The sequence below is a fragment of the Thermoanaerobacterium xylanolyticum LX-11 genome (assembly GCF_000189775.2).
Classification (GTDB): domain Bacteria; phylum Bacillota; class Thermoanaerobacteria; order Thermoanaerobacterales; family Thermoanaerobacteraceae; genus Thermoanaerobacterium; species Thermoanaerobacterium thermosulfurigenes.
This window is the reverse complement of record NC_015555.1, coordinates 2,113,052-2,134,686: the sequence shown is the minus strand read 5'-3', so window position 1 is coordinate 2,134,686 and position 21,635 is coordinate 2,113,052. Positions and strand designations below refer to the sequence as shown.

Sequence of the window (21,635 nt, the reverse complement as noted above, 5' to 3'; positions counted from 1 at the left end):
ATTATGAAAGATTTCATAAAAATAAATTCTTCAGACAATGTGGCTGTTGCTTTGAGAAATTTGAAAAAAGGCGATGTTATTCCGTTAGGCGATAAGGCATTAGTTATCGTTGATGATGTGCCAAAAGGTCATAAATTTGCTTTAAAGGAGATTAAAAAAGGACATGATGTTGTAAAGTACGGTTACTCTATAGGGCATGCACTTTCAGATATACCTGAAGGTGCATGGGTTCATACCCACAATATTAAAACTAACTTAGGGGATATTTTGAACTACGTTTATGACAAAAAAGAAGCTGTTGTGGCTAAAGAGCATGAAGAAACCATGACATTTAAAGGGTACAAAAGGAAAAGTGGCGATATTGGCATAAGAAATGAGCTTTGGATCGTACCTACGGTAGGCTGTGTAAATGGCATAGGAGAGATGATAATAGAAAGATTTAAAAGAGAAGTCAAAGTTGAAGGAATCGATGATATTCAGATATTTAAACACAGCTATGGATGCTCCCAGTTGGGAGATGACCATATAAATACCAGAAAAATTTTATCAGATATAGTGAAGCATCCAAATGCCGGCGGTGTCTTAGTCTTGGGTTTAGGCTGTGAAAACAACAACATACCTTCTTTTAAGGAAAATTTGGGCCAATACGATGAGGAAAGGGTGAAGTTTCTCATTGCCCAACAAGTTGATGATGAGATCGAAGAAGGAGTGAGGCTCTTAAAAGAGCTGTATCAGAAGATGAAAGGCGATGTAAGAGTCGATATAGACATAAGTCAGTTGGTTGTTGGGCTTAAATGTGGCGGCTCTGATGGATTTTCAGGTATAACTGCGAATCCATTGTTAGGCGCATTTACAGATTTTATGGTATCCCATGGAGGTAGTGCAGTATTGACAGAAGTGCCGGAGATGTTTGGGGCAGAGCAGATTCTAATGGAAAGGTGTCAAGATGAAGATGTCTTTAACAGGACTGTCAACATGATAAATGGCTATAAGCAGTACTTTTTAGAACATCATCAACCTATATACGAAAATCCATCGCCTGGAAACAAGGCTGGCGGTATAACTACATTAGAGGAGAAGTCCTTAGGCTGTGTTCAAAAAGGTGGAAAATCAATCGTGGTAGATGTCTTAAATTATGGAGATACAGTGAAAAAGAGAGGACTTAATCTTTTGTACGGCCCAGGCAACGATCTTGTGTCTTCTACAGCTTTAGCTGCATCAGGATGTCATTTGATACTTTTTACAACAGGAAGAGGGACGCCTTTTGGCACATTTGTGCCTACTGTAAAGATTTCTACAAATTCAGAGCTTTATAGGAAGAAGAAAAATTGGATCGATTTTAACGCAGGAACGCTCATAGTAGATGAAGGGATAGATGTAGTATTAGATAGGTTAGTAAACTGTGTTTTAAAAGTAGCCAGCGGCGATAAAGTCAACAATGAGAAGAATAATTTCAAAGAAATCGCCATTTTCAAGTCAGGTGTGACATTGTAAATTTAAAAGCAAAGGTGAATGATGTGAGAATATTTTACTACATTTTGACATCTGATATTCTTCCTATATTTTTGATAATATTTATAGGATATGTCCTTGGCAGCAAGTTTAAGTTAGACGTAAATTCTTTTAGCAAAATAAATTTTTACGTCTTCGTTCCAGGATTTATATTTGTAAATATTTATACGACTAAGATTCCGCTAAACATGATGAAAGTGTTGGTATTTGCTATAACTATGCTTCTGGCAAATGTGGCAATCGGCAGCATTATAGCTAAGTTAAGAAATTATGACAAAGGCTATAAAAATGCCTTTAGGAATTCCATCATGTTCTACAACTCTGGCAATATAGGGCTGTCGCTTATAACACTTGTGTTTACTACGGGTCCGTATTTGATACATGGAAAGACTCCTTACGCCAATATGGCGATTACCGCACAGATAATGGTGCTTTTGATACAAAACATATCTACAAACAGCATAGGATTTTTTCTGGCCAGCAGTGCATCTATGGACTTTAAAGACAGCATGAAAAAGATATTTTCTATGCCAACAATTTACGCAATTCCAGCGGCTTTGCTTTTAAAACTGTTGCCTGTTGATTTGACAAAAATACCAATATGGCCTGCTGCTGAGTACATCAAAAACGCTTTTGTGCCTTTTGCACTTATATCTTTAGGTGCTCAACTTTCGTATACAAATATAAGCTTTAAAAACAAGGAAGTCTATTTATCAGCAGTCACAAGGCTATTAGGTGGCCCTATAATCGGATTTCTTTTAATAAAGATATTCGGTTTTTCTGGCGTTGTGGCACAGGCATTGATGATATCATCTTCTACACCTTCCGCAGTAAACACTGCTTTAATTGCCGTAGAATTTGATAATTGCAAAGACTATGCGTCGCAGTTAGTCATGGTTTCTACACTGCTTAGCACCATTACTTTGACTTTGGTCATTTATGTATCAAGGGTAATTTTTCCAGTTTGAATTTAGCTAAAAGGATGTTAATAGATGGTTATCAAGAAAGACATACTCAAACTTATTGGACCTATAATAACGGAGCAGACGTTTATAAGCTCCATGGGAATAATAAATACCATACTTGCCAGCAGACTTGGGAAAGAGGCGATTTCATCCATAGGGATGGCCGATTCTATAAATAATATTTTAATAGGATTCTTTTCGGCTCTTGCAGTTGGTGGCACTGTCGTTGTAGCGCAGTATGTGGGGCAGAAAAATCAAAAGGCGGCAAATGAAGCCAGCAAACAGATAATGTACTCCGGTGAGCTTATTACAATATTTATTACGATTCTAATATGGATTTTAAGGCATCCTATAGTGCTTTTGCTTTTTGGCAAAGCAGAAAAAATCGTATTTGACAATGCCATATTGTATTTAAGCATAAGCCTTGTAACATATCCATTTATAACAGCTCAGTTGGTAGCATTTGGGGTATTAAGAGGTGCTGGCGATACGAAAACGCCTATGTATATAAACGTGTTTATAAATGTCCTAAACGTCATATTAAGTTACGCATTCATATACGGCATAAAAATCATTAATCTTAAAGGTTTAGGTGTGGAAGGTGCTGCAATAGGCATAGGATTGTCCAGACTCATTGGTGCTATAGTAGCATTGTATATCTTGATTAAAGGTACAAGTGTTGTGAAGCTTTACGATTTGTGGCACTTCAGACCTGACATAAAAATGCTTAGATCTATCTTTAACATTGGACTTCCTGCCGGCCTTGAATCGCTTTTGTTTAGCGGCGGCAAATTGATAACGCAAGTATTTGTTGTGCTTTTTGGCACTGCATCAATTGCAGCAAATTCCATAGGTTTTTCTGTACAGCAGATATTCAATATTCCCGGCAACGCTTTAAGCATAGCTTCTACTATAGTCGTAGGACAGGATATGGGCAGTGGCGATCCTGTAGCCGCAAAAAAGTCCCTTTACTACATGACTTGGCTTGCCAGTATATGTATGGGTATACTTGGTGCAGTGTCGTTTCCTTTTGCAAGATTTCTTGTATCTATATACACCACAAATCAGGATGTCATAGATATCGCTGTGAAAGTCGTGAGGCTTAATTTGGCTTGTATGGTTTTATGGTCATTGTCATTCGTGCTGCCTGCAGGCTTAAAAGGCGCAGGAGATGCCAAGTACACATTGATGACATCTATAATAGGCATGTGGGCCTTTAGGATAGTTTTAGGATATGTACTTGGAGTAGTGATGAAATTTGGACTTGTAGGAGTATGGATAGGCATGTTTACAGATTGGGCAGTAAGAGGCACTCTTTACCTTATAAGGCTAAGAGGTACCAAGTGGCAAAAAGCAATTGTGTAGAGGTGCATTTTATGAATTTAGGAATAAGGGCACATGATCTAATAGGATTATCCTTGGAAAGATTGCCTGAAGAGGTTTCGAAATTGGGACTATCTTCAGTCCAATTGGCTTTAAGTAAATCATTTCCAGAGCTTCACATCAAAAATGGAAGTTTGACACCGGGTTTGGCTAACTATATAGGCAGCCATTTCAGAAATCATAACATTCAAATAGCAGTGTTAGGATGCTATGTAAACATCATTCATCCAGATTTAAGCGAAAGGAGGTTGTTATTAGAGCTTTTTAAAGAACATTTAAGGTATGCAAGAGATTTTGGCTGCAGCATTGTTGCTACAGAGACAGGCAATGTGCATGAGAAGATGGGATACACGACTGATAATTTCACAGAAGAGGCTTACAATGAAGTGGTGAAAAGCGTATCTGAATTAGTTGAGGAAGCCGAAAAATTTGGAGTCATAGTAGGCATAGAACCTGGCGTCAACCATCCTATTTACTCTCCCAAAGTCATGAGGAGGCTTATAGATGATGTAAAGTCCAGCAATTTGCAAGTCATATTTGACCCGGCCAACCTTTTGACTGAGGAAAATTACAAAAGCCAAAAGATTATTTTTGAATAGGCCTTTAAATTGTTTGGAGATAGGATTGTAGCAGTACATGCTAAAGATTTTTCGATAAATGAAGGAAAGTTTGAATTTGTGCCTGTAGGTGAGGGACTGCTGGATTACGAAACAGTATTCAAGTATTTAAAGGACACAAAACCGTATATAAACATCTTGATGGAAAACACAAAAGGCACATTTATAGAAAGTGGGATTTCGTATCTTAAGGGTAAATATGAAATCATAGTCCAATAATTCCACAAAAACCACACAAAAAAATTTGGATTTTTGAGAGGAATTGTTGGTTTTACGTCGAATATGTGTTAATATATAGATAGAAAAATGATTATCATTGATTTGATGATGAATTGGTATATGCCTTTAATATAGATGATAATTTTGTATAGGATGGTGTCATATGCTGGCTTCCACGAGAAGAAATAAGATAAAAGAAATACTCATGAAGAAAAAATCCGTGAAAGTATCTGAGCTTTGTGAGATGTTTCAAGTGTCAGATGAGACCATAAGACGGGACTTAGATGAGCTTGAAAGAGAAGGGCTTATAGAGAGAAACTACGGCGGTGGCGTGCTGAAGAAAAACATCGTTGTTCCTCCACTTTTATTCAGGATGGAAGAAAACATCGAAGAAAAAGAGAAGATAGCCAATAAAGCAATAGATGTGATTAAAGAGGGAATGAGCATTTTTCTTGATGCAGGGTCTACTACTTATCAGTTAGCACGGTATATTAACTACAAAGGCTTAAAGAACATCACGGTTATAACCAATGGACTTAACATAGCTGCCGAACTTGCAAGAAACACAAATATAACTTTACACGTGACAGGCGGAAATCTTAAAAACGTCAATTATTCTTTGATAGGTCCAGATGCTGTAGAGTACGTAAAAAAGTACAATGCTGACATTGCCTTTCTCGCAGCAGCGGGAGTGTCGTTAGAAAAGGGATTTACCACGTCTGATATCTTTGAGGCAGAAGTCAAAAGGTCTATGATTGGATCTTCAAGAACATCGATTGTCGTCGTCGACAGCAGTAAATTTGGCAAAGATGCTATGGTGTCATTTTGCAATATAGGTGATGTGGATAGGGTTATAACGTCAGGAGTGCAAAACATGGATGTGATAGATGATTTGAAAAATCATGTTGTAATAGATTTGGCTAATTAGCATGTTTTTCGATTTGAAAGGAGAGATGAGAAATGGTTGGAAATGTATCATCTGTGCTTAAAGAAAGTGGGTTTCAGATATATCCAGATTCTTTAAGGAAGCTTGGTGAAAACACATATATATTTGTGGTGAAAAAGCAAAAGGAAAAAATGATCGGCATACTGTCTAATGACGAGTTGAAGCTTAAAGAACCATACTTTTCAGAGAATAAGAAAATAAGCGATAACCTCCAATTTAATGTTTATTCTTTTACCTTCGATAACTATGTTACGCTAAACGGCAGATTTCATATAGGCCCTACTATATGCAGGGAAAATGCTTCGTTTGGCACAGGTGACAGGCTTGGGCTGGCAACAGCAGCACAGCTTGACGCTTTAAAAAAATTCAATGTATTCCCTATTTTGGCGCAGCAATCCCCAAGAGAGCTTGTAAAGACAAACAGGGATTTTAAAGATGTGCTTTTAAAAGTAGTATTGGGAGTTTTAGAGACCGGCTATATAGGCCATTATGGAGCTGATGCAGACCATATAAAGGATGAGAAGTACCTTTTAGAAGGCATAGATGCCGGTTACACCATGTACACGCTGGACTTAAGTGAACAGCTTTTTGATGTAAGCGGTGCAACGTCATTAGAAATCAAAGAAAAAGCAAAGACATTGTCAGATGTAAGCAGAAAGATTGTGGAAGACTTTTCAGGCAAATCTCTAAATGTGGGTTTTGGTGGTCATTTAGTCTCAGAAGACGAGCTTTTAAAATCTGCAGTTGCATATGAGGCTGCAATGAAGTTTGTCGAGAAGGTTAATGACATCTTAAAAGAAAAACTTAACGACTTTGACCTTGAAATCTCTATCGACGAAGGCGGAAAAGTGACGACTTTGGAGGATCACCTTTTTGTAGCAGAGTATCTCCATCGGAATGGCATTGACTTTTTCAGCATAGCTCCTAAATTTCCTGGGGAATTTGAAAAGGCAATTGACTACGTAGGAGACGTAAATGAATTTGAAAGAGAGCTTAAAAAGCACTACGATCTTACGAAGTTAATAGGCGGTTATAAGCTTAGCTTACATTCAGGCAGCGATAAATTTAGCATTTACAAGATTTTCAGCCAGACAACTGAGAAGAATTTTCACATAAAGACGTCTGGCACAAGTTGGCTACAGGCTGTAAATCTCATTTACAAATCTGACAAGGAGTTCTATAGAGAACTTTACAAAATAGCTTTATCAAATCTGGAAGAAAGCAAAAAATCATACAAGGTTTTGATTAAAAAGGATGACTTTAAAGATGAACCTGAGCTTGATAATTCAGAATTTATAATTAGACCAGAGATAAAGCAGCTTTTCCACATATCTTTTGGCGTTTTGCTTGACCTAAAAGGAAAAGAGATTAAAGACATGCTTTACGATTATGAAGAAGAACATTATAAAATGGTTTCTGATAACATAGAAAACCATTTGAAAGAAATATTCTATGAAAAATAAATCTTAGGAGGAGAAAAAATGGGTGTGAAAATAGCTATTGTAAATTCCAGTAGTTTCGGGAGAAATTTTCCTGAGCATTTAGAGAAGCTAAAAAAGTTTGGGGAAGTTGACAGGTTCCAATTTCCTTACGACATGCACGGCAAAGAACTGGCAGAGAAGCTTATGGGATATTCTATCATTGTTGCAAGCGTCAAGCCTTACTACGATAAAGAGTTTTTTGAGTATAAGGATAAAACGCTGCTTATAACAAGGCATGGCATTGGATACGATAATATCGACATAAAAAGTGCTCAAGAAAAAGGCACATACGTCACAAAAGTTGATGGGTATGTTGAAAGAGAAGCTGTGGCTGAGTCGGCTGTGACGCTTTTATTGGATGTGGTCAGGAAGGTAAGAGGAGCATCTCTTAAAGTAAAAGATGGCAAGTGGAGCGAAAGAGCCAGCTTCATGGGTGCAGAGCTAAGGGATAAGGTTATAGGCATAATAGGCATTGGCAATATAGGAAGCAGAGTTTGTGAAATACTCAGGTATGGGTTTAATGCAAAAGTTATAGCTTACGATCCGTACGTACCATCTGGTTTGATACGTGAAAGAGGTGCTGAGCCTGTAGAAACATTAGAAGAACTTTTAAAAGAGGCAGATATGATATCTCTAAATGCATCACTTAATAAGGGCAATTATCACATGCTATCATTTAAGCAGTTTTCTATGATGAAAGATGGTGTCTACATTGTGGATACAGCCAGAGGGGAGCTTATAGACAACGAGGCTTTGATGAAAGCTCTTGATGATGGAAAAGTGGCAGGTGTGGGATTAGATGTTGTAGAAAACGAGCCTATAGACGAGAATCATCCACTTTTGAAATATGAGAATGTGGTGATAACTCCTCACATATCTGCATACACAAGAGAATGCTTAAAAGGCATGGGCGACAAAGTTGTATCAGACATAGAGAAAGTATTGAATGGCGAAGAGCCTGACGGAGTGATAAAATTATAGTCGTGGAGGATTAATATGGATAGGGGATTAGCTCTTTGTATAGATATAGGCACAACAAACCTTAAAGCAGGTGTTGTAGACAAGGAAGGAAATGTATTAAGCCTTTATAGGTGCGAGATACCGCTTTTTAAAGGGGACGACGGGAAAGCGGAACACGATCCTGAAGTCTTGTTTTCTACATTTGTGAAGGCGGCTAAAGAAGCGTCAAAAGGTTACGAAGATGCGATTTCACTTGTTATACCGTCAACATACATGTTTGGTCTTGTACCTGTCGATGAGGATTTAAAACCATTGACGGGGATAATGACGCTTCTTGATACGAGGTCGAAAGAAACTTACGAAGAATTGCTAAACGATATTGACGTAAATGAGATGTACAAAAGGACTGGATTTGCTCCTACGTTTCATGCGCCGCTTTTTAAGATATATTGGCTTAAGAGAAAGAGGAGAGATATTTTTGAAAAATCAAAATACTTTTTAAGCTCAAAAGACTACATCATATCAAAGCTTTTAAATAAGCCGTATACAGAGCCCAGCATATCATCTGCCACAGGAATAATGAATATAAATACCCTTAAATGGGATAGTTACTCACTTAGTGCTTTAGGTATAGACGAGGATAGGCTTCCTGAGATTGTGCCTTCAGATGTGATTTTAGCTGAACTTCCCGACAAATCGAAAGAGCTTTTGGGGTTGAATGGTGATGTAAAACTGCTGCCTGGCGTGTACGATGGTGGTGCCGTAGGAATAGGTATTGGAGCATTCGATGATGGAGTTGGTGCAATAAATATAGGCACCACAGGAATGTTTAGAGTTGCGTATCCTGATGCAGTCCTTGACAAGGAGGATTTAATGAGGCTTCAGACATACTACCTTTCATCAGGAAAGTGGTTTGTAGGAGCAGCTATAAACAATGCAGGCATAATTTTAAGATGGCTTAGGGACAATATCTTTAACATGAGTTATGATGAATTAACAAAGGAAGCATTAAATGCTGACACTTCCAATCTGTTTTTCCTGCCTTATATCACAGGAGAGAGGGACAAAGAGATTGGCAACATTGCTTCTGGCGTCTATTTTGGATTGAAAAACAGTCACACAAAAGGGCATTTGATAAAGGCGGGTTTAGAAGGCGTTGCATATTCATTGAGAATGCTTTTTGAGGCTGTAAAAGACAATAATATAAATATAAAAGAAATAAGAGCTGGAGGTGGTGGCACAAACTCTGAGCTTTGGATGGAAATTTTCTCGTCTGTATTGGGACTGCCTATAAAGGTGTCAAATGTGGAAGAACCTGAGCTTTTAGGTTCGGCTTTGTTAGGATTTTGTGCATTAGGAGTCTACAAAGATGTATTAGAGGCAACTTATAAGATGGTGAAGATTAAGAAAGTTTTCATGCCTCAAGAGGAAAAGGTCCAGCAGTACGAAAAGGGATTTCAATTCTTTAAACTTATGACAAGGGATCTCAAAAACTTGTTTGAGGTTCACAACAAACTATAAAAATTGGAGGTAAGAGAAATGAACAATATTGGATTGATAGGCCTTGCAGTAATGGGACAAAACTTGGCTTTAAATATAGCCAGAAAAGGCTACAGCCTTTCTGGTTACAATAGATCACATGAGACGACTGAGAAATTCATTAAAGAAAAAGTGAAAGATGAAAAGATCTATCCGTACTATGACATAAAGTCATTCGTTGAGTCTTTGGAAAAACCCAGGAAGATAATACTCATGGTGAAGGCGGGAAAGCCAGTAGATGACGTTATTCACGAGCTTTTGCCATATCTTGATGAAGGCGACCTCATAATAGACGGAGGAAATTCGTACTTTAAAGACACTGACAGAAGAATAAAAGAGCTTAAGGACAAAGGGATACATTACTTAGGCATGGGTGTATCTGGCGGAGAATTTGGCGCATTAAACGGACCGTCACTTATGCCTGGCGGAACAAAAGAGGCTTACGAAATGGTAAAGGAGTTGCTTCTTAAGATAGCAGCAAAGACTGATTCTGGAGAATGCTGCACATATGTTGGAAATGATTCTGCAGGGCACTTCGTAAAGATGGTGCACAACGGAATAGAATACGCTATAATGCAGTCAATATCAGAAGTGTACGACGTAATGAGAAAAGTCTTGAAACTCACCAGTGAGGAAATCGGAGAGATTTTTGAGAAGTGGAATAACGGAGAGCTTAATTCATTCTTAATGGAAATATCTTACAAGATAATGAAACACAAAGACGACAAGACAGGTAAACCTTTGGTAGAGCTCATACTTGATGAAGCAGAGCAAAAGGGCACAGGCAAGTGGACCGCAGAGACGTCTCTTGATTTAGGTATTCCTACGCCATCTTTAAATCTTGCTGTTGTCGGCAGAACTCTTTCCTTCTTTAAAGATGACAGGGTAAAGCTTTCGAAAATGGTAAGCAGAAACTATCCTCAAAATGCCTTAAATAAAGATGAAGTCGTAGAAGATTTGAAAAATGCACTGCTGTTCTCGGTATTTTCATCATTTTCGCAAGGCATGTGGCTTATATCAGAGGCATCAAAAGTCTATGGCTACGGCATAGATTTAAAAGAAGTTTTGAGAATCTGGAAAGGTGGTTGCATCATAAGGGCAAGGCTTCTGGACTTTTTGATGGAGATAATAACAGAAGACAATGCCAACTTGCTTCTTAGCCCGAAATCCGTAAAATTCTTGGAAGAAAAAATAGATGCAGTTAAGAAGGTGACAAAGCTTGCTAAAGACAATTACATCCCTATGCTTACAGTAAATGCTTCTCTTGATTATTTCTACAGCATGTCAGAAGAAAACCTTCCTGCTAATTTGATACAAGGGCAGAGGGATTTCTTTGGTGCACACACTTACAAGAGGATTGACATGGATGGAATATTCCACACCGAGTGGCAGCAGGATTAAAATGAGGGGGATTAATTTATGAAATTAAGAAGGACTGAACTAAAGGATATAAAAAAATGGGAAGATGCAGGCATAAAGCTTCCGGAGTTTGACGTAGAAAAAGTAATTGATGTCACATCTAAAAGGCCTACATGGATTCACTTTGGCGCAGGCAACATATTCAGAGGGTTCATAGCAATGCTTATGCAAACCCTCTTGAATAAAGGTCTTATAGACACAGGAATAATTGCAGTCGAATCTTACGATTTTGAAGTCTCTGAGAAGATATATAAGCCTTACGACAATTTGGGTCTGAGAGTCATCATGAATGCCGATGGTACATTAGAAAAAGAAGTCGTAGGAAGCATTGCCGATATTGTAATGGCAGATCCATCAAACGAAGGTCAATGGGTTAAATTAAAGGGTATTTTCAAAAATCCATCACTGCAGATAGTAAGCATGACAATAACAGAGAAAGGCTATAATCTTAGAGATTTCTCAGGCAATTTTATAAAAGAAGTCACAGAAGATATTGAGGATGGTCCTGAGAAGCCGAAAAACGTAGTGTCAAAGCTTACTTCTCTGGTTTATTCAAGGTACAAAGATGGTGAACATCCACTGGCACTTGTAAGCCTTGATAACTTCTCAGGAAATGGCGATAGACTTAAAAGTGCAGTTATGACTATAGCGGAAGAATGGGCGAAGAAAAGCTATGTAGAAGATGGATTCCTTAAATACTTAAGCGATCCGTCGAAAGTTTCTTTTCCTCTTAGTATGATTGATAAAATCGTCCCAAGGCCGCATGAGATAGTCAAGAAATCTCTTGAAGATAGTGGCTTAGAGGATATGGACATAATAACAACTTCGAAAAATACCGTAATTGCACCCTTTGTTAATGCGGAAAGAGCTCAATACCTTGTTATAGAAGATAAATTTCCAAATGGGCGCATGAAGTTAGAAGAAGCTGGAGTGATATTGACAGATAAAGAAACTGTTGAAAAAGTCGAAAGGATGAAAGTCACCACTTGCTTGAATCCGCTTCACACAGCATTGGCCATATACGGATGCCTTTTGAACTACAAGACGATTGCTGATGAGATGAAAGACAGTTGTCTTAAAAAGCTTGTTGAAAAAGTGGGATATGTGGAAGGTATGCCTGTTGTCATAGATCCTAAAGTGCTTAATCCAGAAGAATTCATAAAAGAAGTAATCGAAGTAAGGCTGCCAAATCCGTATATGCCTGATACGCCACAGAGAATTGCTACAGATACATCGCAAAAGATGGGTATAAGGTTTGGAGAGACGATAAAATCATATATGCAAAGAAGCGATCTTGATGTAAAAAGCTTAAAGTATATACCATTAGTCATAGCAGGATGGTGTAGGTATTTGATGGGTATTGACGATAACGGCAATGAGATGGCCTTAAGCCCAGATCCGCTTCTAAATGATTTAAAATCCCATGTGTCAAATATAAAATTTGGGGACGTAGAATCAGTTAAGAACAACCTAAGGCCTATTTTATCAAATAAACAAATATTTGGACTCGATTTGTACGAGGCAGGAATAGGCGAAATGATAGAAAGCTACTTTAAGGAACTTATATCTGATACCGGCGCAGTGAGAAATACTCTTAAAAAATACCTTGAATGCTAAAATAATATGGTTAGTGCAGAGGACGATTTCTTCTGCACTTTTTATTTGCGCAAAAATAAATTATAATAAAAGAAAAAATAATAATAACGGTGGTGTTGAAAATGGATAATACTTTGAAGAAGAAGGTATTGGACATTATTGAAGAGTTACCTGAAGATAAGATCGCAGAAGTAATTGATTTTATTGAATTTTTAAAATTAAAAGATGAAGCAGAAGATGATGAAATACTTAATGATAAAGAATTGATGGAATCTATAGAAAGAGGATTAAAAGATATAGAAAACGGCAATGTGTATGACTTTGAGGACGTGTTCAAAGGTGTATAAAATTCAACTTTGTTATAAAAAGGGTGGATTAGTTTGGTTAACATAAGAGATGTGGCAAAATACTGTGGAGTCTCAGCCATGACTGTATCGAGAGCATTGAATAACAGCGGCCAAATATCAAAAGAGACGAAAGAAAGAATATTGAAAGCTTGTGAAGAATTAGGATACAGGCCTAATTTTGCTGCCAGAAGCCTCGTCACAAAGAAAACTAACATGATAGGACTCATTATACCTGATATAACAAATCAATATTATTCACAAGTAAGCAAAGGTGTCAGCTCATATCTAAGTCTTCATGGCTATGGGCTTTTGCTTTGCAATAGCGACAGAAAAAAAGAAGAAGAAAAAAGGTATCTTAACTTTTTATCAGAAGGCAGAGTTGACGGCATAATTATTTTTCCTGTAAAGCCAAAGAAAGAGGATTATGAAGGAATTTTAAAGGAAATACCGCTTGTTATGGCAGATAATTATGTGGATGGGCTTAATGCAAACTTTGTCGGCAATGATAACTATCATGGAGCATCAGAGATAATACGACACATGGTAAAACAAGGATTCAAAAAGATTGGGGTTATACTTGGACCAACAAGCTCCAGTGCTTCAAATGAAAGATTGAGAGCATACAAAGATGTGCTGGCAGAAAATAACATAGAATACCTAAGTGACATTGTATTAGAAAGCGATGCCACATTTGATGATGGATTTAACTTGGCAAAAGTTCTAATTGAAAAAGGTGTTGACAGTATATTTGCCATAAATGATACTGTGGCATTAGGAGTAATAAAGTACTGCTATTTAAACAACATTAATATACCTTATGATATAGGTATTGCAGGATATGACAATATTCAGCAATCGTCCATGTTACCTGTCCCATTGACTACGGTGGATCAAAACGGAAGCCGAATGGGAAAAGTAGTCGCAGAAACGATGTTGAATCTATTAACAGGTGGCGCGATAATTTCGAAGAAAATAATTCTCAAACCACAGCTTGTGATAAGAAAATCTTTAAGGGAAAGTTGATAGTGTCATTGACTATTTCCAAGATAAAGAGTATACTTTATTTAGACGTTACGTTAACGGTAACAGAAAAATCAGGAGGGATTTTTATGGAGATAAGGTATGCGAGTCATTATGAAGACGTTAAGCACTATGATACATCTGAATTGAGAAGACATTTTTTAATCGAAAATCTATTCGAGACAGGTAAGATTAATATGATCTACAGCCATGTAGATAGGATAATCGTGGCAGGTGTTGTACCGATAAATGAGGTGCTTCGCCTTGAGACAAGCAAAGAATTAGGGACAAATTATTTTTTGGAGAGGAGAGAGATGGGCATAATTAATATAGGCGGAACGGGCATCGTGAATTTAGATGGCGAAAAGTATGAGCTAAAAAATAGCGATGGATTGTACGTCGGCATGGGGGTAAAGGAAGTAAGCTTCGAAAGTGTAGATATTTCAAAACCTGCGAAGTTCTACATCAATAGCGCTACAGCTCATAAAAGCTATCCTACGGTCAAAATAGGTTTAAACGATGCAAATAAAGTAAAAGCAGGCACTGATGAGGAGTGCAATAAGAGGACTATAAATCAGTATATCCACCCTGCGGTATGCCAAAGCTGTCAATTAGTGATGGGCATGACCATATTAGAACCTGGTAGTATATGGAATACAATACCGTGCCATACCCATGACAGGAGGATGGAAGTCTATCTTTATTTCAATATGGACGAAGATAATGTTGTATTTCACTTTATGGGTACACCAAATGAGACAAGGCATATTGTCGTTAAAAATGAGCAAGCGGTCATATCACCAAGCTGGTCGATTCACTCGGGCGTAGGTACAAAGAATTACACATTTATATGGGGAATGGTAGGCGAGAATCAGGCATTCACAGATATGGATACTATACCTACAAAAGATCTAAGATGAGGAGGTTAAATCATGTACAGCATTAATGACTTTTCAATGGACTTTTTCAGATTAGATGGAAAAGTAGCAATCGTAACGGGTGGCAATACAGGATTAGGACAAGGGTATGCGGTGGCATTGGCGAAAGCCGGTGCTGACTTATTCATAGTTACCCATAATGACCGCTTTGATGAAACGAGAGATCTTATCGAAAAAGAAGGGAGAAAGGTAGAATTCTTTCAGACAGATTTATCGATCAGAGAGAATATAAATGCAGTTGTAGACAAATGTCTTGAGTTTTATGGTAAGATAGACATACTTGTAAACAATGCAGGTACAATAAAAAGGTCTCCTCTACTTGATTATAAAGACGAAGACTGGAAAGCAGTTCTCGACATAAATTTGAATGCAGTGTATTATTTAAGCCATGAAGTAGCGAAGGTAATGGTTAAACAAGGTGGCGGGAAAATCATAAACATAGCTTCGATGCTTTCGTTTCAAGGCGGAAAATTTGTGCCGGCATATACGGCATCAAAGCACGGGGTTGTAGGAATTACAAGGGCTTTTGCAAATGAATTGGCAGACAAAAACATACAGGTAAATGCAATAGCCCCAGGATATATTGAAACCAACAATACTGCTCCAATAAGAGCTGATGCAAGCAGAAATGCCGAGATACTTTCGAGAATACCTGCAGGGAGATGGGGACATCCGTTTGATGTGATGGGAGCATTAGTGTTTTTGGCAAGCAAAGCTTCAGACTATGTAAACGGACACGTATTGGCTGTCGATGGAGGCTGGCTTGTAAGATGATAGGAAAATGGCATGGCAAAGTGCCATGCTTTTTTAATACACTTTATAAAAAAATTTAATTAACAACAGAAATATTAGAAGGATTTTTTAAATTTGTGTCGAATATATTAATTAAGTGCTTGACGTTGAACAATATTAATGATAAAATTTATATTAAGAAAGGGAGTTGATTTTGTTAATGTTATACAAATAAAGGAATAAGTTTATAAGATTAATTAGAATATTTAATAAAGGGTACTGTCGGGCGAGCAATTTATTTATAGCAATTGAAAATGTTTAGATTAGATTCAAGGCTTTTAGTTTAGGCTTAAACTAATAAAATATTAATATTGATAAACCTTTTTAATAAAAAATTAATTGTAATAGTTAAATGTATTAAGAGGTAATGTAGGTATTCTTGCTTCTAAGTTTATCTAAAGACTATGCGATTACGAAAAGGGGTGATATATTAAGAATAACTCTATTCACTATAACTTTTAAAAAAATTGTTTTATAAGAAAGGAGAAGTTAGTAATGAAAAAAATAATTTCCTATGTTATTAGCGTGATTTTAATTGCTTCAGTTTTACTTACGGGTTGTGGAAATTCTAATAATTCGTCCACATCACAGAATTCAACTAAATCAACATCTTCGAGCTCTTCAAAGCAGAAAATTACGATATGGGCATGGGATCCAAATTTTAATATACCTGTAATGAACTTGGCTAAATCAATTTATGTAAAAGATCATCCAAATGTACAGATTGATGTTGTTGAGATGGCAAAAGCAGATGTTGAACAGAAATTAAATACTGTTTTAGCTTCAGGTTCAAAAGAAGGTTTACCGGATATTGTTTTAATTGAAGATTATAATGCTCAAAAATATTTACAAGCCTATCCAAACGCATTTGCAGATTTAACAAACAAAATCAATTATAATGATTTTGCAAATTATAAAATTAAATTTATGACATTAAATAATAAAATTTACGGTGTACCATTTGATTCAGGAGTAACAGGGTTTTTTTACAGAAGTGATATTCTCTCACAAGCAGGAATTAAACCGGAAGACCTAAATAATATTACTTGGGATCAATTTATGAATATAGGGAAGCAAGTCAAAGAAAAAACAGGTAAAGATATGATTAGTCTTGATCCTGCAGATGGTGGTGCGATGAGAATAATGCTGCAATCAGCAGGGCAGTGGTATTTTGATGCTAATGGTAAACCAAATCTGGTAAATAATGAAGTATTAAAAGAGGCAATTAATACGTATAAAGAATTAATTAATTCGAATTTTGTGAAAAAAGAAAGTGGATGGAATAATTGGGTGGCTTCATTTAACAATGGAGATGTAGCATCTGTTATTTCAGGCGTGTGGATAATTGGATCAATAAAAGCTGCAAAAGATCAATCTGGTAAATGGGCTCTTGCACCAATTCCTAGATTGAATGATAGTTCATCTGTTAATTATTCAAACCTTGGTGGTTCAAGCTGGTATGTTTTAAATGACTCAAAAAATAAAGATGTTGCAATAGACTTTTTAAAGACTATATATGATGGTAATGTTGATTTTTATCAACAAATATTAGTTAATCAGGGTGCAATGGGAACATATATACCTGCACAGAGTGGTAGTGCTTATTCAAATCCAGATCCATTCTTTGGAGGGCAAAAAGTATTTTCAGACTTGTCAGACTATATGAAAAAGATACCTTCTGTAAATTATGGTATGTATACTTATGAAGCTGATTCTGCAGTGATGGCTACAATGCCTGATGTCTATTCGGGTAAATTATCTGTTGATGAAGCGTTGAAAAAAGCCCAAGATCAATTAATTAATCAAATAGGTAAATAAATATTATAGAAATTATTTATGGAGAAGAGTTTCTACTCTTCTCCATAGAATAAGAGGTGAAATTATGGTTAACGTCAAAAATGTTTCAACAATGAAAAAAAGAAAAAGTTTATTAACAAGACAGCAAAATAAGTATGGATGGATATTTACATCTTTTTCGATAATACTTTTTGCTGCTTTTCTTTTCTATCCTATTGTATATTCGCTTTATTTATCTACAACATCGACAAAAGGTGTGGTTGGTAAATTTGTTGGATTGGGTAATTATTTAAGACTATTTCATGATGATATGTTTTTGATGGCATTAAAAAATACGTTTGAATTTCTTATCTTTCAAGTGCCTATAATGTTATTGTTAGCATTAATACTTGCAGCAATATTAAATGATAAAAAAGTGAAATTTAGAGGAATTTTTAGAACAGGAATATTTTTACCAAGTGTTACTTCGCTTGTTGCCTATGCGACATTATTTAAAATGATGTTCAATACGGATGGCTTTATAAACGATGGATTAATGCATTTAGGAATAATTTCTAAGCCAATACCTTGGCTTATGGATCCATTTTGGGCTAAGGTAATGATAATAATTGCTATGACTTGGCGATGGACTGGTTATAATATGGTATTTTATTTATCGGGGTTACAAAATATTTCAGATGATATTTATGAGGCAGCAGAAATTGATGGAGCAAGTAAGATTAGACAATTTTTTTCAATAACAATACCACTTCTTAAACCAATAATAGTTTTTACAACTATAATGTCGACAATTGGTACTTTACAATTATTTGATGAACCTATGAATTTGTCAGCAGGTGGTGTAACAGCTTCTTCAGTTGGTCCAGGAAATTCTTTGTTGACATTGTCTGTGTATATATATAATTTGGCATTTAAATATATGCCTAATTTTGGATATGCAGCCACTGTTTCATATTCAATTGTAATTATGGCTGGTATATTAACTGTAATTCAATTTAAATTGGCAGGTGATAAAGATTGAAAATTAGTAAATACTTAAGTAAAATTATTGTTTATGTTTTTTTGATAGTTGCATTTATAGCTTCAATATTTCCTTTTTATTGGATGATTGTGGGTATGACTAATACGGCTGCTGATGTAATAAAAGGTAGAATGTTATTTGGCAATCAATTAATTAATAATTTTAAGACACTTTTTACATCGTATAATTTAGGACATGTATTTCTAAATTCTGTAAAAGTATCTACATTAACAGTAATAGGTACATTGATTATATCATCAATGGCTGCATATGGGTTTGAAATATATTATTCTAAAAAACGGGAAATAATTTATAGTTTGATACTTATAACTATGATGATTCCATTTGCGGCACTCATGATACCGCTGTTTAGATTAATTGTTCAACTTGGTTTACTTGATACACATTTTGGTTTAATAATTACTTCAATAGCATCTGCTTTCATTATATTCTTTTTTAGGCAAAGTTTTAAAGCGATATCGAAAGAAACTATTGAAGCGGCAAGAGTCGATGGTGCAGGCGAGTTTACAATCTTCTTTAGAATAATTATTCCAACAATGAAATCTACATATGCAGCAGCTGCTATATATTCGTTTATGACAAGTTGGAATTCATATTTGTGGCCACTTATTATATTACAAACTGATAAACAAAAGACGATGACCTTATTAATATCTAATATGGCATCTGCATATTTTCCGGATTATGGAGCTGTAATGGCGGCTATTGTTGTAGCTACTTTACCCATGATAATTATATTCTTTGCACTTCAGAGATATTTTGTACAAGGTTTAACAGGTGCAGTAAAGCAGTAGAGGAGGATGTTTATGAGAGAAATTATTCACATTAATAATAATTGGTATTTTAAAGCAAAATATGAGGATGGTTACGAAAAAGTAGATGATTTGGAGAAATTTGAAATAGTAAATCTCCCTCATACAAATGTAGAACTGCCCTATAATTATTTTGATGAAAAGATGTATCAGGTTAAATCATGTTACAAGTATCCACTTAATATATCAGACGAGTATCGAGGCAAAGCTATTTATCTTCATTTTGAAGGAGTAATGGCATACGCTCAAGTTTATTTAAATGATTTATATATTGGTGAACACAAAGGTGGATATACACCGTTTGATGTTAGAATTGATGAAGCTTACGACTGGGGTAGGAAAGTAAATATAGTTACGGTCGTTGTTGATTCTACTGAGAGGAATGATATACCGCCCTTTGGAGGCCAGATAGATTATTTGACATATGGGGGGATTTATCGTGAAGTAAGCTTAGGAATATATGACGATGTATTTATTAAAAATACTAAAGTTGAAACACATGGGATATATGATGACGAAAAAAGCTTAAATTTGATTGTGCATTTAGAAAACTTAAATCAGCAAAGTGGAAATGTCAAATTTAAGGTAAAAATAAACGAGAAAAATGGCAAAGAGGTTTCTTATAGAGAATTTAATACATACGTGGATGCGGCAAAAAACGTTTATTCTTTTAATATTGAAAATTTGAGAGATATAAAGTTGTGGGATGTCGATAATCCAAATTTGTATGAGATTAAAGTGGGTATGGAAATAAATAATTTTTCCGATGAATATGTTGATACATTTGGTTTTCGAGAAGCTGTTTTTAAACCGGATGGTTTCTACTTAAATGGTAAAAAATTAAAATTAAGAGGATTAAATAGGCATCAATCTTATCCTTATGTAGGTTATGCTATGCCTAAACGTGTTCAGGAGAAAGACGCTGAAATTCTAAAAAATGATTTACATTTAAATATAGTTCGTACATCACATTATCCTCAATCTAAACATTTTTTAAACAAATGTGATGAGCTTGGATTGCTTGTATTTGAAGAAATTCCTGGTTGGCAGCATATAGGAAATGACGAGTGGAAAAAAGTCGCAGAGGAAAATTTAAGAGAAATGATTAAGAGAGATTGGAACCATCCTTCAATTATTCTTTGGGGTGTTAGGATAAATGAATCTCAGGATGATGATGCTTTTTACAAAAATATGAATAAGATAGCTCATGAGATGGATGCTACAAGACAAACTGGAGGAGTTAGATATATAACAAATAGCAGTTTTCTTGAGGATGTATATACATTTAATGATTTTATACATGATGGAATTAATAAACCATTGAGGAAGCAACAAGAAGTTACAGGTCTTGAATATAATGTACCCTATTTGGTGACAGAATATAATGGTCATATGTATCCAACTAAACGTTTTGATAACGAGGAAAGGCAGATGGAGCATTGTCTACGCCATTTAAGGGTTCAAAATGCTTCTTATTTAGATGATAATATTTCTGGGGCAATTGGTTGGTGTGCATTTGACTATAATACACATAAAGATTTTGGATCTGGAGATCGCATATGTTATCATGGAGTAATGGATATGTTTAGATTGCCCAAGTTTGCGTCATATGTATACAAATCTCAGGTGTCTCCAGATGTAGAACCTGTATTGGAACCTGTGACATTTTGGGCCAGAGGTGAAAGAAGTATCGGTGGTGTTATACCGCTTGTTATATTTACTAATTGTGATTATATAGAGTTACATTATGGCAGTAAGACAAAAATAGATAAGATATATCCTAATAGAGTTGAGTACAAAGGCATACCATATCCGCCAGTGATAGTAGACTATTCAATTATAAAGCCAGAAGAAGTAGGTTCTTGGGGCATGAAATGGGAAGACCTATATTTAAGAGGATTTTATAAAAACAATGTAGTTATTGAAAGAAAATTTTCTACTGAACCTATACCAACACAATTATATGTTATGCCTGATGATGTATTATTGGATGCTTCTCAAAAAGATGCCACGCGAATAGTTGTTAAAATACTTGATCAGTATGGAAATCTTTTGCCCTTTATTGATGAAGTAATTAAAATAGAAATAGAAGGTCCTGCGAAGCTTCAGGGGCCAAATGAAATAGCACTTATAGGTGGTGCAATAGCATTTTGGGTTGAAACTATTAATGAAGGTGGTGTAATTAATATCAAAGTAAAGTCCAAGTCTTTGGGACAAAAGAATGTAATGATAAAAGTCGAATGAGAAGGT

19 protein-coding genes are annotated in these 21,635 nt (G+C 35.8%); all 19 read left to right on the top strand.

What is annotated here, in order from left to right; translation table 11 throughout:
- Positions 1 to 3: 3 nt before the first annotated feature.
- On the top strand, positions 4 to 1,494 hold the full coding sequence (locus tag THEXY_RS10375; protein ID WP_013788791.1) for a UxaA family hydrolase: 1,491 nt from the start codon (positions 4 to 6) through the stop codon (positions 1,492 to 1,494).
- 23 nt (positions 1,495 to 1,517) lie between these two features.
- Complete coding sequence (locus THEXY_RS10370) at positions 1,518 to 2,480, top strand: AEC family transporter (RefSeq protein ID WP_013788790.1); 963 nt, start codon at positions 1,518 to 1,520, stop codon at positions 2,478 to 2,480.
- Between the two features lie 24 nt (positions 2,481 to 2,504).
- Positions 2,505 to 3,842 (top strand): MATE family efflux transporter, encoded by a 1,338-nt coding sequence (locus THEXY_RS10365; RefSeq protein ID WP_013788789.1) that lies wholly within the window; start codon positions 2,505 to 2,507, stop codon positions 3,840 to 3,842.
- Positions 3,821 to 4,459 carry a sugar phosphate isomerase/epimerase family protein gene (locus THEXY_RS10360; RefSeq protein ID WP_230197588.1) on the top strand — a complete coding sequence of 213 codons (639 nt, stop codon included), beginning with the start codon at positions 3,821 to 3,823 and terminating at the stop codon, positions 4,457 to 4,459. The genes THEXY_RS10365 and THEXY_RS10360 overlap by 22 nt, the downstream gene beginning before the upstream one ends.
- A 9-nt stretch (positions 4,460 to 4,468) precedes the next feature.
- The gene (locus THEXY_RS13045; RefSeq protein ID WP_230197587.1) at positions 4,469 to 4,696 is read left to right on the top strand and encodes a hypothetical protein; all 228 of its coding nucleotides are present in this window, start codon (positions 4,469 to 4,471) and stop codon (positions 4,694 to 4,696) included.
- A 163-nt stretch (positions 4,697 to 4,859) separates the two neighbouring features.
- A complete protein-coding gene (locus tag THEXY_RS10355; RefSeq protein ID WP_013788788.1) occupies positions 4,860 to 5,624 on the top strand; it encodes a DeoR/GlpR family DNA-binding transcription regulator in 765 nt (254 codons plus the stop codon).
- A 32-nt stretch (positions 5,625 to 5,656) separates the two neighbouring features.
- Positions 5,657 to 7,105, top strand: coding sequence for a tagaturonate epimerase family protein (locus tag THEXY_RS12575; protein WP_013788787.1), 1,449 nt, complete (start codon positions 5,657 to 5,659; stop codon positions 7,103 to 7,105).
- Positions 7,106 to 7,123: 18 nt separating this feature from the next.
- Positions 7,124 to 8,104 carry a D-isomer specific 2-hydroxyacid dehydrogenase family protein gene (locus tag THEXY_RS12570; RefSeq protein ID WP_013788786.1) on the top strand — a complete coding sequence of 327 codons (981 nt, stop codon included), beginning with the start codon at positions 7,124 to 7,126 and terminating at the stop codon, positions 8,102 to 8,104.
- 15 nt (positions 8,105 to 8,119) lie between these two features.
- Positions 8,120 to 9,604: a gluconokinase gene (locus THEXY_RS10340; protein WP_013788785.1), complete on the top strand. Its 1,485-nt coding sequence runs from the start codon at positions 8,120 to 8,122 to the stop codon at positions 9,602 to 9,604.
- Positions 9,605 to 9,622: 18 nt separating this feature from the next.
- Positions 9,623 to 11,023: an NADP-dependent phosphogluconate dehydrogenase gene (gene gndA / locus THEXY_RS10335; RefSeq protein ID WP_013788784.1), complete on the top strand. Its 1,401-nt coding sequence runs from the start codon at positions 9,623 to 9,625 to the stop codon at positions 11,021 to 11,023.
- Between the two features lie 18 nt (positions 11,024 to 11,041).
- On the top strand, positions 11,042 to 12,658 hold the full coding sequence (locus THEXY_RS10330) for a mannitol dehydrogenase family protein (RefSeq protein WP_013788783.1): 1,617 nt from the start codon (positions 11,042 to 11,044) through the stop codon (positions 12,656 to 12,658).
- Between the two features lie 101 nt (positions 12,659 to 12,759).
- On the top strand, positions 12,760 to 12,984 hold the full coding sequence (locus THEXY_RS10325; protein ID WP_013788782.1) for a DUF2281 domain-containing protein: 225 nt from the start codon (positions 12,760 to 12,762) through the stop codon (positions 12,982 to 12,984).
- A 33-nt stretch (positions 12,985 to 13,017) separates the two neighbouring features.
- Positions 13,018 to 14,007, top strand: coding sequence for a LacI family DNA-binding transcriptional regulator (locus THEXY_RS10320; RefSeq protein ID WP_013788781.1), 990 nt, complete (start codon positions 13,018 to 13,020; stop codon positions 14,005 to 14,007).
- Positions 14,008 to 14,093: 86 nt separating this feature from the next.
- Positions 14,094 to 14,924 (top strand): 5-dehydro-4-deoxy-D-glucuronate isomerase, encoded by an 831-nt coding sequence (gene kduI, locus THEXY_RS10315; RefSeq protein WP_013788780.1) that lies wholly within the window; start codon positions 14,094 to 14,096, stop codon positions 14,922 to 14,924.
- A 12-nt stretch (positions 14,925 to 14,936) separates the two neighbouring features.
- Positions 14,937 to 15,716 (top strand): 2-dehydro-3-deoxy-D-gluconate 5-dehydrogenase KduD, encoded by a 780-nt coding sequence (gene kduD, locus THEXY_RS10310; RefSeq protein WP_013788779.1) that lies wholly within the window; start codon positions 14,937 to 14,939, stop codon positions 15,714 to 15,716.
- A gap of 513 nt (positions 15,717 to 16,229) precedes the next feature.
- Entirely contained in the window at positions 16,230 to 17,552 is a 1,323-nt protein-coding gene (locus THEXY_RS10305; RefSeq protein WP_013788778.1) for an ABC transporter substrate-binding protein, read from the top strand.
- A gap of 64 nt (positions 17,553 to 17,616) precedes the next feature.
- A complete protein-coding gene (locus THEXY_RS10300; protein ID WP_013788777.1) occupies positions 17,617 to 18,552 on the top strand; it encodes a carbohydrate ABC transporter permease in 936 nt (311 codons plus the stop codon).
- The gene (locus THEXY_RS10295) at positions 18,549 to 19,367 is read left to right on the top strand and encodes a carbohydrate ABC transporter permease (protein WP_013788776.1); all 819 of its coding nucleotides are present in this window, start codon (positions 18,549 to 18,551) and stop codon (positions 19,365 to 19,367) included. Before THEXY_RS10300 ends, THEXY_RS10295 begins: the two co-directional genes overlap by 4 nt.
- 12 nt (positions 19,368 to 19,379) lie before the next feature.
- A complete protein-coding gene (locus tag THEXY_RS10290; protein WP_013788775.1) occupies positions 19,380 to 21,629 on the top strand; it encodes a glycoside hydrolase family 2 protein in 2,250 nt (749 codons plus the stop codon).
- Positions 21,630 to 21,635 lie beyond the last annotated feature (6 nt).